At 62.4% G+C, this 13286-nt stretch carries 12 protein-coding genes and 1 pseudogene; 5 read left to right on the forward strand and 8 right to left on the reverse strand.

The features are described 5' to 3' along the window. Nucleotides 1-31: 31 nt before the first annotated feature. Together M1D89_RS20665 and M1D89_RS20670 are read right to left on the reverse strand one after the other, a co-directional pair. Nucleotides 32-1108: a hypothetical protein gene (locus M1D89_RS20665; protein ID WP_498646531.1), complete on the reverse strand. Its 1077-nt coding sequence runs from the start codon at nucleotides 1106-1108 to the stop codon at nucleotides 32-34. A gap of 53 nt (nucleotides 1109-1161) precedes the next feature. Continuing rightward, entirely contained in the window at nucleotides 1162-1668 is a 507-nt protein-coding gene (locus M1D89_RS20670; protein ID WP_498646533.1) for a hypothetical protein, read from the reverse strand. A gap of 25 nt (nucleotides 1669-1693) precedes the next feature. Between M1D89_RS20670 and M1D89_RS20675 the strand changes: the two are divergent. Further along, a pseudogene (locus M1D89_RS20675) lies at nucleotides 1694-2279 on the forward strand (DUF427 domain-containing protein). A gap of 146 nt (nucleotides 2280-2425) precedes the next feature. Further along, the gene (locus M1D89_RS20680; protein WP_026005424.1) at nucleotides 2426-3772 is read left to right on the forward strand and encodes an aspartate kinase; all 1347 of its coding nucleotides are present in this window, start codon (nucleotides 2426-2428) and stop codon (nucleotides 3770-3772) included. Nucleotides 3773-3844: 72 nt separating this feature from the next. Here the strand turns inward: M1D89_RS20680 and M1D89_RS20685 are convergent, their stop codons facing one another. Continuing rightward, nucleotides 3845-4441, reverse strand: coding sequence for a TetR/AcrR family transcriptional regulator (locus M1D89_RS20685; RefSeq protein WP_498646535.1), 597 nt, complete (start codon nucleotides 4439-4441; stop codon nucleotides 3845-3847). Nucleotides 4442-4517: 76 nt separating this feature from the next. On the opposite strand from M1D89_RS20685, the gene M1D89_RS20690 reads away from it, so the two are divergent. The 3 genes from M1D89_RS20690 to M1D89_RS20700 all read left to right on the forward strand — a co-directional run bounded on the left by M1D89_RS20690 (nucleotide 4518) and on the right by M1D89_RS20700 (nucleotide 8828). After that, the gene (locus tag M1D89_RS20690; RefSeq protein WP_498646537.1) at nucleotides 4518-5858 is read left to right on the forward strand and encodes an MFS transporter; all 1341 of its coding nucleotides are present in this window, start codon (nucleotides 4518-4520) and stop codon (nucleotides 5856-5858) included. Next, nucleotides 5859-8354, forward strand: coding sequence for a beta-glucosidase family protein (locus M1D89_RS20695; RefSeq protein ID WP_498646539.1), 2496 nt, complete (start codon nucleotides 5859-5861; stop codon nucleotides 8352-8354). A 174-nt stretch (nucleotides 8355-8528) separates the two neighbouring features. After that, nucleotides 8529-8828 carry a DUF4193 domain-containing protein gene (locus M1D89_RS20700; protein WP_011773410.1) on the forward strand — a complete coding sequence of 100 codons (300 nt, stop codon included), beginning with the start codon at nucleotides 8529-8531 and terminating at the stop codon, nucleotides 8826-8828. A 105-nt stretch (nucleotides 8829-8933) separates the two neighbouring features. On the opposite strand, the gene M1D89_RS20705 is transcribed toward M1D89_RS20700, so the two are convergent. The 5 genes from M1D89_RS20705 to M1D89_RS20725 all read right to left on the reverse strand — a co-directional run bounded on the left by M1D89_RS20705 (nucleotide 8934) and on the right by M1D89_RS20725 (nucleotide 13285). After that, nucleotides 8934-9329 (reverse strand): LapA family protein, encoded by a 396-nt coding sequence (locus tag M1D89_RS20705; protein WP_498646542.1) that lies wholly within the window; start codon nucleotides 9327-9329, stop codon nucleotides 8934-8936. Between the two features lie 188 nt (nucleotides 9330-9517). Continuing rightward, a complete protein-coding gene (locus M1D89_RS20710; protein ID WP_044568518.1) occupies nucleotides 9518-9748 on the reverse strand; it encodes a hypothetical protein in 231 nt (76 codons plus the stop codon). A 169-nt stretch (nucleotides 9749-9917) separates the two neighbouring features. Beyond that, a complete protein-coding gene (locus tag M1D89_RS20715; protein WP_498646544.1) occupies nucleotides 9918-10598 on the reverse strand; it encodes an SDR family oxidoreductase in 681 nt (226 codons plus the stop codon). Further along, a complete protein-coding gene (locus tag M1D89_RS20720; protein WP_498651007.1) occupies nucleotides 10598-12064 on the reverse strand; it encodes an NAD-dependent succinate-semialdehyde dehydrogenase in 1467 nt (488 codons plus the stop codon). Before M1D89_RS20720 ends, M1D89_RS20715 begins: the two co-directional genes overlap by 1 nt. 33 nt (nucleotides 12065-12097) lie before the next feature. Next, entirely contained in the window at nucleotides 12098-13285 is a 1188-nt protein-coding gene (locus M1D89_RS20725; RefSeq protein ID WP_498646546.1) for an iron-containing alcohol dehydrogenase family protein, read from the reverse strand. Nucleotide 13286: the final 1 nt, after the last annotated feature.

Below are 13286 nucleotides of genomic sequence, written 5' to 3' on the forward strand. Positions count from 1 at the left end.
GCACCGGGATTCCACTCTTCGCGCCCGACGCCTATGAGGTAACGCGCAATCTCCGTATCGCCAGCCAATGACCCGCTGCGAGCACCAACGCTGCCACGATCCCCTGCACTGCCAACCCTGTCAGCGCTACGGGCGTGGGAGGAGCCAATCCGTCGCGAGAGACCCCGCCGAGGCATGGCACTTCACGGGACGGCCCGTCGGCCGCCATTTGAAGGCCGGAAAACAGCCATCCCACCTCGTTATCGGTGGACACGAAGTCGGCACCGACGCTGCCCAGGATAAAGGCTGGATTGGACGCGGCCAGCCAAGCTATCCGGTCCGTATGCTCCACTTGCACCGGACGTGGCTCGCCAACACACAAGTAGGAGATAGTCCTTCCGGAGTCGTCCCTCTCCACGTTGACGGGCACCGAAACCTGAGCTGTTCCCACAGTCGCAGGAAGCAACAGGATGGTTACCCCCACATTGCCGATACAAAGGAAAGCCACCAACAACACTGTCAAAGCCACACCCGGAGCTACCTTGGCGAAGCACCTCCGCGAACCGGCACCGATCAGCCCGAACAGCCCTGCTTCAAGAACAATGACGACGACGGCGGCACCGGCCAGCGCCATCGGCCCGCCGACGCTGAGGCCTACCAGGAGCAAAGCACCGCTGGCGATGGCGGCCAGAGCCACGCCCCGCAGGGCTCCTGACAGCAGCAGGGCAGGGATGCTTCCGGCCGAATGCCGAAAGCCCCAACCGGCCCCCAACACCGCAGCTACGAGTGCCATAACTGCCGCCATGATCAGGTAGGTGGCAGTTGCACCGCTGGTCTCGAACCAACCATTGGATTCTGCCCACGTAACCAAGGCCGCGGCAGTCCCCCATGCGAGAGCAATCCCCAGTGCGCAGGCCAGCCAGAACCACCACGAGGTGAAGGACTTCCGGGCGTTCCGCCACGCCTCGCCCGCAGTCACCCTAAACGTTCCGGAGTCGCGCGGGGGCGCCGGATCCACCTTCCGGGCAGTGCCGGACGGATGATCGTCAATCACGCCGCCGATCACTTCGTATTCGGGTTCATTCCGCCCCTGAGCCGAACCGCCCGTATGGTCAGGCAGGCCGGCCATCGCCGCTCGCAAACCTCATGAATTGGATGGTACGCCGGGCGGTCATGCGCTCTCTAGTTCGAGGTGGCGCTTTCTGCTGCCTGCCGCAGTTTCACGTTATATGGGAAGTACTCAAGGGTCATGGGAATGTAGGGCGTCGGGTGGGTCAGGAACCATTCATAGGCATGGTCGTCGGAGGCTGTCCACCAAGGCTTCGGAAGGCCCGTGATTTTCCGGGCCTTCCTTCCCAACCACTCTTCTCTGACGTTGAAACAGCATTGGAAGAAGGCGAAGCCAAAGACGAGCCCAAAAAACACCATGACCACGGCCATGATCTGCAGATTGATGACGAGGATGATTGCGAGAATCAAGCAAAACAGCGTAACCGGCGCCATGAGGATGGTCAGTGCCAGGCTGAAGTAGAAGGAACGGATCAAATTGTAATCGCCACCGCCGGAGCTTGCACCGATCCCCCACTCTTCTTTCGTGTACGCAAAGATGGTCTTACCTCTCATGGCGTACCCGTAGTAGTACGGACGGTTCAGCACCCGGTTGAGGTGTTCCTTCTCCTTCGCATCCACGGACAATAATCCTAGCTGCCGGAGTATGCCCGGGACTCACCAATTCAGGGCGGGATCCCAGCTGAGCGTGGCACCATGGGCAAATGGTCTCCAGTCGCAGTTTTTCCGGCGTCTTTCGGCGCCCCCGTCCCATCAAACCGGGCCCCGGCCAGGAATCGGTATGGGACTATCCGCGCCCGCCACGGGTGGAGCCGAGAGCCGAAAGGGTTCTGGTGCGCCTCGGCGGTCAAGTGATTGTTGACACCACCCATGCTGTTCGGGTCCTGGAGACCAGCCATCCTCCTGTCTACTACGTGCCGTTGGATGCCTTCCAGAGCGGTGTACTGGTCCCTGTTGGGGGCACCACTTTCTGCGAGTTCAAGGGAGAAGCAAGCTATTTCGACGTCGTTGCCGGAGGCATGGTTGTTGAGCGTGGCGGCTGGACGTACCTACAACCGGCCCGGGGTTTCGAGGCCCTCAGCAGCCGGGTGGCCCTGTACCCGGAATATATGGATTCCTGCGAGGTCGACGGCGATCAGGTGGCCTTCCAGGAAGGCGGCTTCTACGGTGGCTGGATTACCCGGCAGATTGTGGGTCCGTTCAAGGGCGGCCCGGGCACTGCCGGGTGGTAATGAGAGTACGTGGCCGCTATGTGGTCACAATTCCTACCAGCCCTGCACACGGCGATAAACTGGGCAAATAAGCTACGCAGGCGTGCTCAAATTTTGGAATTTGGCGTGCCGCGTTCGAACCCTATTGATGCAGTGAGGGTGCGCGCATGACTATGCCCACTACCGAAGTGAAGATCGAAGAGCTCTCCAACGAGGCTGCCATTACCAAGCAGCTGATCGTTCAAAAGTTCGGCGGTTCCTCGGTTGCCGATGCTGATGGCATCAAGCGGGTCGCACAGCGCGTCGTGGATGCGCAGAAGGCCGGCAACGAGGTTGTGGTTGTTGTCTCCGCAATGGGTGACACCACAGACGAACTCCTGGATCTCGCAAGCCAGGTCACGGACTCAGCTCCGGCCCGCGAAATGGACATGTTGTTGTCCGCAGGCGAGCGAATTTCCATGGCCCTGCTCGCCATGGCCATCAACAAATTCGGCGCTTCCGCACAGTCCTTCACCGGGTCCCAGGCCGGCATGATTACCGACGGCATCCACGGCAAGGCCCGGATTATCGACGTCGACCCCCACCGGATCCGCACTGCCCTTGACAAGGGACATATTGCGATCGTGGCTGGCTTCCAGGGCATGAGCCGCAGCACTAACGAGATCACCACTTTGGGCCGCGGCGGCTCGGACACTACCGCTGTTGCTTTGGCCGCCGCGCTTGAGGCCGACGTCTGCGAGATCTACACAGACGTGGACGGCATCTACACAGCCGATCCCCGCGTAGTGAGCTCCGCCCAGAAGATCGACCGTATCTCCAGCGAAGAAATGCTGGAATTGGCCGCGTCCGGCGCCAAGATCCTGCACCTGCGGTGCGTGGAGTACGCACGTCGTTTCGGTGTGCCGCTGCACGTCCGCTCGTCATTCAGCCAGAACGAAGGCACCTGGGTTATCCCCGGCGCCGACGAAAAGTTCACTATTCAAGAGGGAGTTGCCTTGGAGCAGCCAATCATCTCCGGCGTTGCACACGACCGGTCCGAAGCCAAGGTCACAGTGGTAGGCGTACCGGACATCCCCGGCAAGGCAGCTGCAATTTTCCAGGTGATCGCAGACGCGCACTCGAACATCGACATGATCGTCCAGAACGTGTCCACCCACGGCACCGGCCGCACGGACATTTCGTTCACCCTGCCCATCGTTGAAGGCGCTGACGCCCTCGCCGCCCTGCGTGCAGCTGAGGGCCAGATCGGCTTCGAGAGCATCGAATACAACGAGCACGTTGGCAAGCTCTCCCTCATCGGCGCCGGCATGCGTTCGCACCCCGGCGTTTCGGCCACGTTCTTCAAGGCCCTCTCCGACGCCGGCATCAACATCGACATGATCTCCACCTCGGAAATCCGCATCTCCGTTGTTACTAGCGCCGACGCTCTGGACGATGCCGTGCGCGCCATCCACAATGCGTTCGAGCTCGACGGCGACGCTGAGGCTACCGTCTACGGCGGCACCGGCCGCTAGGGTCGCCCCGGGCAACGCCCCCAAGTAGGTAGCAGTTAAGGCCGTTCTGAGCTCGCTGAACGGCCTTATCTGTTACTCAGTTGGGTGAGCCGGCGCCAGGAGGACTTCCACCAGTTGAGTCAGCCCGCCTGCCATATCCACGGATTTGTCGTAGAGCCACTGCAACTGCAAGCCATCGAAAGCGGCCACCACCAGCCTCGCGAGTGCTTCAGCCCCGACGTCGGTCCGTACCTCGCCTGCCTTCTGTCGCCGCTCGATGTCCACGGCGACGTCCCGCACTACGGTCTCGTAGCGGTCCTTGAAGTAGGCGTGGGAGGCATGTCCGGGATCGTTGGCCGTGGCCGAGGCCACCGCGTAAAGCGTTGTCAGGCCGGGCTCGTGTCGGTTCCGCTCAGCGATGCCGGGCATGAGGCTCAAGCCCACCTCGGATTCGCCACCAACTGCGAGTGACCGTCGATCCCGTTCGGCCAGAACTGCAGTCAGTAGTTCCTGCTTGCCCTTGAAATAGTGGAACAGGGTGGCTTCCTTGACGCCCACCAGTTCGGCGACGCGCTTGAGGGCAGTGCCTTCAAAGCCCTCCGTGGCAAAAACGTCAGTAGCCGTTTGGATGATCTGTTCGCGGCGTTCGGCGCCCTTGGCGTACTGGCCGCGGGCCCTGGGTGTTGACATCCGTTCAGTCTATTTGAAGGTTCAAAAGTCGAGTATCACTCGACTTTTTTCCTTAAAACCTAGTCACACTAGATTTTTGTCGCTAGAGTCTTCCTTCAAGACCCAACGGTGGGTCACCCGTTCATCAGGAGGCAATGCGGCCCTCAATCTCAATCAGCAGACAGCAGGCGCGGAAACCGTTAGCCCGGGGCTTGGAAGCACCCCGCATAAAGCCGCTTCCCGCGCCTACGTCATCGGCATGCCCATCGCGAGTGCCGGACTCTGGATGGCCGTCCTCGCCCCGGCACTCGTAGTCCTCGCCATCAAGGTTTCGGAGATCACCACCCCGGATACCCGCGCCGGTGCGCTCAGCCTCGTGGCAGGTGTTGGAGCAGCCGTCGCCTTGCTCGCCAATCCATTCTTTGGCCGACTCAGCGACCGCACCACGTCCCGGTTCGGCATGCGCAAACCATGGATTGTCGGCGGATCACTCCTGGGCCTTGCAGCACTCTTCCTGCTGGGTTCGGCCACGGACGTCGGAATGGTTCTGGTTGCTTGGGTTGTAGCACAGTTGGGCTTCAACGCCGCCCTGGCAGCTCTGGTTGCAACCCTTCCCGACCAAGCCGGCCCAACGGAGCGCGGACGCCTATCCGGCCTCATCGGCATGACGTTGCCCATTGGCCTTGTGGCGGCGGCTTTCTTCGCGCAGTTGTTCGAAACCGCCTTGCAGATGGCCGTAGTCCCCGGAATCGTCGGCACGGCGATAGCCATTGCCTTCGCCTTCACGTTCAAGGACCGCGTCCTCACCGAGAAACCGGCACCGCTGAACTTCAAGGAAATCCTGGGTTCCTTCTACTTCAACCCCAAGGATTACCCGGGCCTGGGGTGGGCTTGGGTCACCAAATTCCTGGTCTACGTGGGCTACTGCGCCGGCCTTCTCTACCTGCCCTACTTCTTCACGGACCACCTCCACGTCGCCGAAACGCAGGTCACCAGCTTGGTGTTCCAAGCAACGCTGGTGAGCTCGGCCGGCACTGTGATCACCAGCCTTGCAGGTGGCTGGATCAGCGACCGCCTTGGCAAGCGCAAGAGCATGGTCATCATCTCCGCCCTGATTATGATGGGCGGCCTTGTGGTCATCGCCACCAGCACCAACACCGCTCAGGTGCTGGTGGGCCAAGGAATCCTGGGCTTGGGCCTCGGCGTCTTCAGCGCCGTGGACGTAGCGCTCATTACCGACCTGCTGCCCAGCGACCAGTCAGAGAATGCCAAGACCTTCGGTGTCTTCAACATCGCCCAGGCCCTCCCCCAATCCCTGGTGCCTGCTATCGCCTTCCCCGTCATCGCCTTGGGTGGCTACCCCGCGCTGTTCCTCGGTGGTGCCGTTGTGGGCATCATCGGAGCCGTCCTCGTCACACGTATCAAAGGAGTCAAGTAAATGAATCCCTCACTCTCCCCGGCAGTCACGACGCCACCAGCAGGAACTCAGGATGCGGACGCCAAGATCCGCGAACTGGCCCGGAGCCTGACGCTTGAGCAGCAGGTCCAACTGCTGACCGGCGCGGACGTTTGGTCCACGCACGCCATCCCGGAGATCGGCCTGTCCCGCGTGGTCATGTCCGACGGTCCGGCCGGGGTTCGCGGTGAAGACTTCGATGAGCGACACGACTCGGTCTCCTTGCCGTCGTCGTCGGCCTTGTCCGCGACGTGGAGCGTCGAAACGGCGCGCCGGTACGGGCAGGTCCTGGGCCAGGAAGCCCGCCGCAAGGGCGTCCACGCCGTCCTGGGCCCCACCATCAACCTGCACCGCTCCCCGCTGGGCGGCCGCCACTTCGAGTGTATGAGCGAGGACCCGCGGCTCACCGCAACCATGGCGGCCGGGTATGTTGCAGGTGTCCAGTCCATGGGCGTTGGTGCGACCCCGAAGCACTACCTGGCCAACGAAGCCGAAACCGAACGTTTCACCGCGGACTCCGTGGTGGACGAACGCCCCCTGCGTGAGCTCTACCTGGCAGCCTTCGAGGACGCTATCACTGAGGCCCGGGCTTGGCTGGTGATGAGCTCCTACAACTCCATCAACGGCACAACCGCCAGCGAGAACAAGCTCCTGGAAACGCCGCTGTCCACTGAGTGGGGCTTCGACGGCGTCGTGGTCTCCGACTGGACGGGCGTCCGCTCGATTGAAGCGGCCAACGCCCACCAGGACCTGGAAATGCCGGGCCCAGTAGGCCACTGGGGACCGAAGCTCCTCGCTGCCGTCAACGATGGCCGCGTCAGCCGCGAGGCGATTCTGGAAAAGGTCACCCGCATCCTGCGCCTCGCAGCACGTGTTGGCTCCCTGGAAGGCTTCGAGCCTGCAGTCACCAAGATCCCGACGCAACTGGACGGGGCCGCCGTCGCACGTGAAGTCGCTGTCCGCAGCGCCGTACTGGTCCGCAACAACGGCATCCTGCCGCTGGACGCCAAGGCGCTTAGCCGTGTGGCTGTGATCGGCCACAACGCCGACGAAGCCCGCACCCAGGGCGGCGGCAGCGCCACCGTGATGCCCAAGTACACCGTCTCACCGCTGGAGGGCCTACGGAAGGCATTACCCGACGACGTCACGGTCACCTACGCGCGTGGCGCCAAAGTAGCCGAGGGCATCCAGCCTTTCCCCCGCACTTCGCTCCTTAATCCCGTCTCCGGCGCCCCCGGAATCCGCGTGACCTTCCTGGCGGAAGATGGCACGGAGATCTCCGGCGAAGACCGCCTGGCCTCGCATCTGATCTGGTTTGGCATCGGAATTCCCGACGGCGCAGCCTCCATCCGCATGGAAACGGACTGGACAGCCGAGACAGAAGGCGTCCACCACCTTGGCGTTGGCACCGTGGGCCACATCCGCTTCGTTCTGGACGGAGCGGAAGTCTTCAACAACGAGATCAAGGACGACACCGAAGTTCTGGGCGCCGCCCTGTTCGATCCTCCCAAGACCGTCCACGCAATCGAAACCGCAGCCGGTCAGACTGTTCGGATCGAAGCCGAGTACCAGCTGCCCAAGCAACAGGTCATTCCATTCACGGCCATCCTGCTGGGCGAGGAGACAGTGGTTGCTGACCCTCAAGCTGAAATTGACGCCGCCGTGGAAGTTGCCCGGAACTCTGATGTAGCAGTGGTGGTTGTGGGCACCAGCGCGGCTATTGAATCCGAGGGCTTCGACCGCAAGGACCTGAACCTGCCCGGCTACCAAAACCAGCTTGTGGAAGCCGTAGCCGCGGCCAATCCGCGCACAGTGGTTGTGGTGAACTCCGGGTCGCCGGTCCTCATGCCGTGGCTCGACAAGGTCAGCGCAGTACTGTTGGGCTGGTTCGGCGGCCAGGAATTCGGCAACGCAATCGCCGACATCCTGCTCGGCGCCGAAGAACCCGGCGGACGACTTCCCACCACCTGGCCCGCCGCGCTGGAAGACGTTCCCGTCCTGAACACCACCCCCGTTGACGGCAAGGTGGTCTACTCCGAGGGAATCCACATCGGCTACCGCGCATGGCTCAAGCAGGAAGCCGAAGGCGGCGCTGCCCCGGCGCTGCCGTTCGGTTATGGCCTTGGATACACAACCTTTGAACTTGGCAAGGCCCACGCCCAGCAGGTGGTCGCCGCCGGGAACGATGTTGTGGTGCACGTGCCAGTCCGCAACACCGGCACACGCACCGGGCGGGAAGTTGTTCAGGTCTACTTGGACCGCGCCGATTCCGCCGTGGAGCGACCCGTTCGCTGGCTCGCGGGCTACGCCGGGACGCACCTCGCCCCAGCCGGCACGGAGAGCGTGGAAATACGCATCCCGGCCAAGGCGTTTGCACATTACGACGGCGGCTGGCAGTTTGAGCAGGGCTCGTTCCGCCTGTTGGTGGGTCGCCACGCGTCCGACGACTTCCAAGCCCTGGCTATTGAACTTCGGTAATTACGTGGAACTTCGGTAATACAGCGGCAAAATGACGCTGGGTGGCGGGTTTTTTTGCCCGTCACCCACGTGGTTTTCGCCACAAGCTGTAGAACTGGGGTATGGTATGGAATTTTCGTGGCATGCTGTACGTTGCATACCCGGTAACCCCCTAACACGAAGAGGCATTAAAAAGTGGCAGCCGATTACGACGAACTCCGTACCGATGTAAAAGAGAACCAGGAGCAGTCCCTCCAGGCTCTCCAGTCCGCCAGCGCTCCCACGGCCAAGAGTGTCGTGCTTGAACTGGACGAAACCGATGGCCTCGATGCCAACGGCCCCGGCGGCGAAATCGTCGCCGAAGAACTGGTCATCCAGGTTATTCCGCAGGCAAACGACGAGTTCACTTGTCACTCCTGCTTCCTGGTTCGCCACCGCTCGCAGATCGCACGCGAAAAAGATGGCGTCGCCTACTGCACTGACTGCGAAGGCTAAAACCGCCCACCACCCCGGCGGACTTAACATCGTCAGGGAGTGCCGCCGTCGGGATTAAATTGCGGAAGGACCGGAGCAAGCGCTCCGGTCCTTCCGCAGTTAAAGCTAGTAGCGACCTCCTGGCCCTCCAACAGCCTTCTTGCGGCGATGATTGGCAATTCTGAGTTGGAGGATTCGGGCCCCGCCCGCAAGGGCCACCAGGACCCCGCCGCCCACAGCCGCGATGAACAGCGTGGTGCCGAGCGCGAGCGTCCCCTCCAGCCCGAAGAACCGAACAGTGATCATGTCCTGGTTCTGGACGAAGAAGACGATCAGCACCACCAGGACCACCAAGCCAACAGCCACCGCCACCCACAGCGCGGCCGTGCGGGTTGGCCTGTCGTGCCCTGATGCAGGTGGGATCGCTCGCTCCTGCTGCTCGGAACTCCCCGTATCCGGGCTAACTCGGTCCGGGCGCGCAGAACCACCCGGAATCCTTGCTGCATCGTCTTGGAAACTCATTGACGACCCCCTCTGTTGACCAGCATTTACCGCACTACCCACATGATAAGCATGCTGATTAGTTGCTCTACAGTGGCACGGTGAACCGACCAAGGTCAAGGTGCCAGGCAAGTGGGCAGTTAGGCCGGTCGCCACGTAAGGAAGGGCCGGAGTTCGCGGTCCGACCCTTCGGCTTCTCACACGCCTCCTTAGAGGCTGTAGTCGGTGCTGGTTGGCCCGGGATCGTTGTTCCGAACTGCGTAGTGATGGCCCTCAGAATCAGTCTCGACGTCGAAGTTCTTCAGATCCGCCTCGGAAGCGGTCTCGAAATCATCATGCTTGTGCACCACGGGGCTGTCCGTATCGCCGTGGGTTGCCGGTCCAAAAACGGACTGCAGCCGCTCGGTCACGTGGACGAAGCCTTCCATTCTGCGTCCCATGTTTTCCACCTCCTTTCTTACCGGAGAGAGAAAAGCGGCAGGGCTGGTGCGTGCCGTTCAGTGAGGCCAATTTTACGCCCCAAATCCCCCGCCGAGATGGCAGTTAACGCCAATGTTTCCCAAAAACATGGGCATTAACTGCCATCTCGGCAGGAGGGAGAGGTGCGCCCTAAAACGCTTGCCCCGTGGCTCGGACCATGACTTCTGAAACGTCGACGCCGGGTGGCTGGGTCAGGGCCCACAGCATGGTCGCTGCCACGGACTCTGGTGGAATGACGGCATCCGGCGCTTCCTTCCACAGCGGAGTGTCCACATGGCCCGGGGCGATATGGAGCACCCGCACTCCGGTCCCCACCAGTTGTTGCCGGAGTGACTCCGCGTAACCGGTCACTGCCCATTTGGTGGCGGTATAGAGATTGCCTGGGTAGACCTTTCGGCCAGCCGTGCTGCCTATCAGCACCATGTGGCCCCGGTTCTCCATGAGTTGCGGTAGGGCAGCTTTGGCCAGGATCGCCGGACCGTAGACGTTGGTAAGCACCATGTCTCGCCAATGGTTCGGGTCGCCATCGGCGAGGTCACCGGCCGCTGAGAAGCCAGCGTTGGCTACGGCAACATCAATCCCGCCAAGGAACCCGTGGGCAGCAAATACCGCGGCAGAGGTCTGCTCCCAGTCGCTGGCGTCGGCCACCATGCCGCCCACGTGCCCCAAGCCGGCACACGAGTCGAGGAACGCCGCCAACTTCCCGGGATCGCGCCCGGTGATGAAGACAGAATGACCGGCCCGCAGGGACTCCCTGACCAAGGCGGCACCGATTCCGCTGGTGCCGCCGGTGACAAGTAAACGAAGCATCAGGAAGGGTCCGCGATACCGATATAACGCGTTTCGAGGAACTCCTCAATACCTTCGGAGCCACCTTCGCGGCCCAGACCGGATTGCTTCACACCGCCAAACGGCGCCGCGGGATTGGACACGATGCCTGTGTTGAGTCCGAACATACCCACATCAACTTTCTCGGACAGCCGGATACCGCGGTTGAGGTCCCGCGTATAGGCGTAGGCCACCAGGCCGTACTCGGTGTCATTCGCCAAGGCGATCGCCTCATCCTCGGTACTGAAGCTGACAACTGGTGCCACGGGACCGAAGACCTCTTCATGGAGGATCCGGGCGGAGGAGGGCACGTTGGTCAGGACCGTGGGCGGATAGAAATGGCCAGGCCCGTCGGCAACAGAACCACCGGTCAGGACAGCCGCGCCGGAGGCAACAGCGTCGGCCACAAGTTCGTCCACCTTGGCGCGGCTCTTGGCATCAATAAGCGGCCCTATGTTGGTTCCCTCAGCGGAGCCGCGTCCCAGGACCAACGAAGACATGCGCTCGGCCAGCCGCTGGCTGAACTCCGTGGCCAGTGACTCATGGACAATGAACCGATTGGCTGCAGTGCACGCCTCCCCCATGTTCCGTAGCTTGGCAACCATGGCGCCCTCGATGGCTGCGTCCAAGTCAGCGTCTTCGAACACCAGGAACGGCGCATTGCCGCCAAGCTCCATCGAGGTCCGGAGGACTTGATGCGCAGAATCAGCAATAAGCTGTTGCCCCACACCCGTGGAGCCCGTGAAGGAAAGTTTTCGCAGGCGGCTATCGCGGATGAGCGGCCCCGTGACGTCGCCGGGACGGGTGGTGGGAATGACGTTCAGGACGCCGGCAGGAAGGCCTGCTTCCTCCAGGACCTGGGTGAACAACAACGCGGTCAGCGGGGTTAGGTTGGCCGGTTTGAGGACCATGGTGCACCCAGCAGCAATGGCCGGGGCGATCTTCCGCGTCGCCATGGCCAACGGGAAGTTCCATGGCGTGATGAACAGGCACGTACCCACCGGACGCTTAGTGACCAGGAGCCGCGATCTGCCGTCCGGAGCCGTGGAGTATCGGCCCGAAACCCGCACTGCTTCCTCGGAGAACCAACGCAGAAACTCGGCCCCATAGGCAACCTCGCCTCGGGATTCGGCCAGCGGCTTCCCCATCTCAAGTGTCATGACCAGGGCGAACTCCTCGGCCCGGGCCGTGACAAGCTCGAACGCCCGACGCAGGATTTCGCCACGCTCGCGAGGCGGAGTGGCCGCCCATGCATCCTGGATCCGGGCAGCGGCTTCCAATGCGCGGTCACCGTCAGCGGGAGACGCATCAGCGATTCTGGTGAGCACAGCGCCGGTGGAGGGATCCTCCACTGCTGACGTCCGGCCGTCGGACGCGTCCGTCCACTGGCCGTCGATGTAAAGCTGAGTCGGAAGCGACTCCACGAAGGTGCGCTCGGCGACTGTCAACGCAGCGGTATCAATTGTTAGGGTGTTTTCCACTTAGAGCGCTTTCTCGAGGATCGTGCGGATTTCGACGGCGGTGGGCGGCACCGGGGTGTTGTTGATGACCGAATCTGCCAGAGTGTCCTCCACAAGGGAGTCAAGATCGGCGTCAGTCACGCCAAAGTCGGAGAGCCGGGCTGTCATGCCCACTTCCCGCGCCAGCGTGGCAACGGCCTCGACGGCAGCGTCCGCGTTCTGCTCGACGGTCGCCGCTGTGTCGCCCACACCGAGGGCAAACGCGAGCCGGGCGGTCCGATCCAGACGATTGCGGAGGTTAAGCCGAAGGACGTCCTCGATAACCAGGCACAGCGCCAGGCCGTGCGGGATGTTGAAGCGGCCGCCCAGCGGGTGGGCAATGGCATGAACCAGGCCCAGGCCGGTGTGGGAGAAGCCAACGCCTGCAATGTGCGAGGCGAGGAGGAGCTGTGAACGGGCCTCGATGTCGCCGCCGTCGGCGATTGCGCGGGGCAGGAACTCGGCAACCATGGAGACCACCTGAAGGGCGATGCCATCAGAGTACGGGTTCTGCCGGATGGATGAGTAGGACTCAATGGCGTGCGTCAGCGCGTCCATGCCGGTGGCCGCAGTGGCCTTGGGCGGCAACCCAACGGTCAGCTCGGGATCCAGCACAGCAGCCTTGGGAAGCGCCGATTCATGGCCGACGTAGAACTTGCGGTGCGCGTCCACGTCCGTGACCACACCGAAGGCGTTGACCTCCGCGCCGGTTCCGGCAGTAGTGGGCACGGCAACAATGGGCAGGGCCGGGTTCTCGAAGTGGTTACTGTAGTCCAGCCCTGCTCCCCTTGCCGGATTAACGGCACCCAGCGAGATGCCCTTCGCTGCGTCCATGGACGATCCCCCGCCGACAGGGACCAAGACATCAACGTCCGAAGCAGCAGCCTGGTCCGATCCCGCATCCACGCACGTTGTCGTCGGGTTTGGCGTAACTCCGTCGAACACGCTGACGACGAGACCAGCAGCTTCCAAGGAATGTCGCACAGCCGCCACAACGTCGGTGGTCGCGAGGAACGGGTCTGTGACAATCAGGGCGGACTTTCCGCCGAGAGCGGCAACAATTCCGCCAACCTCGGTCACCTTCCCGCGCCCAAAGTAAGCGGTGGGCTTCGGATCGAGAGTCAGTTCCGTTGAGGCCAGTTCGGCGTGGATCTGCATACGCGTCTGCATG

The sequence above is a fragment of the Arthrobacter sp. D3-18 genome, assembly GCF_054408525.1.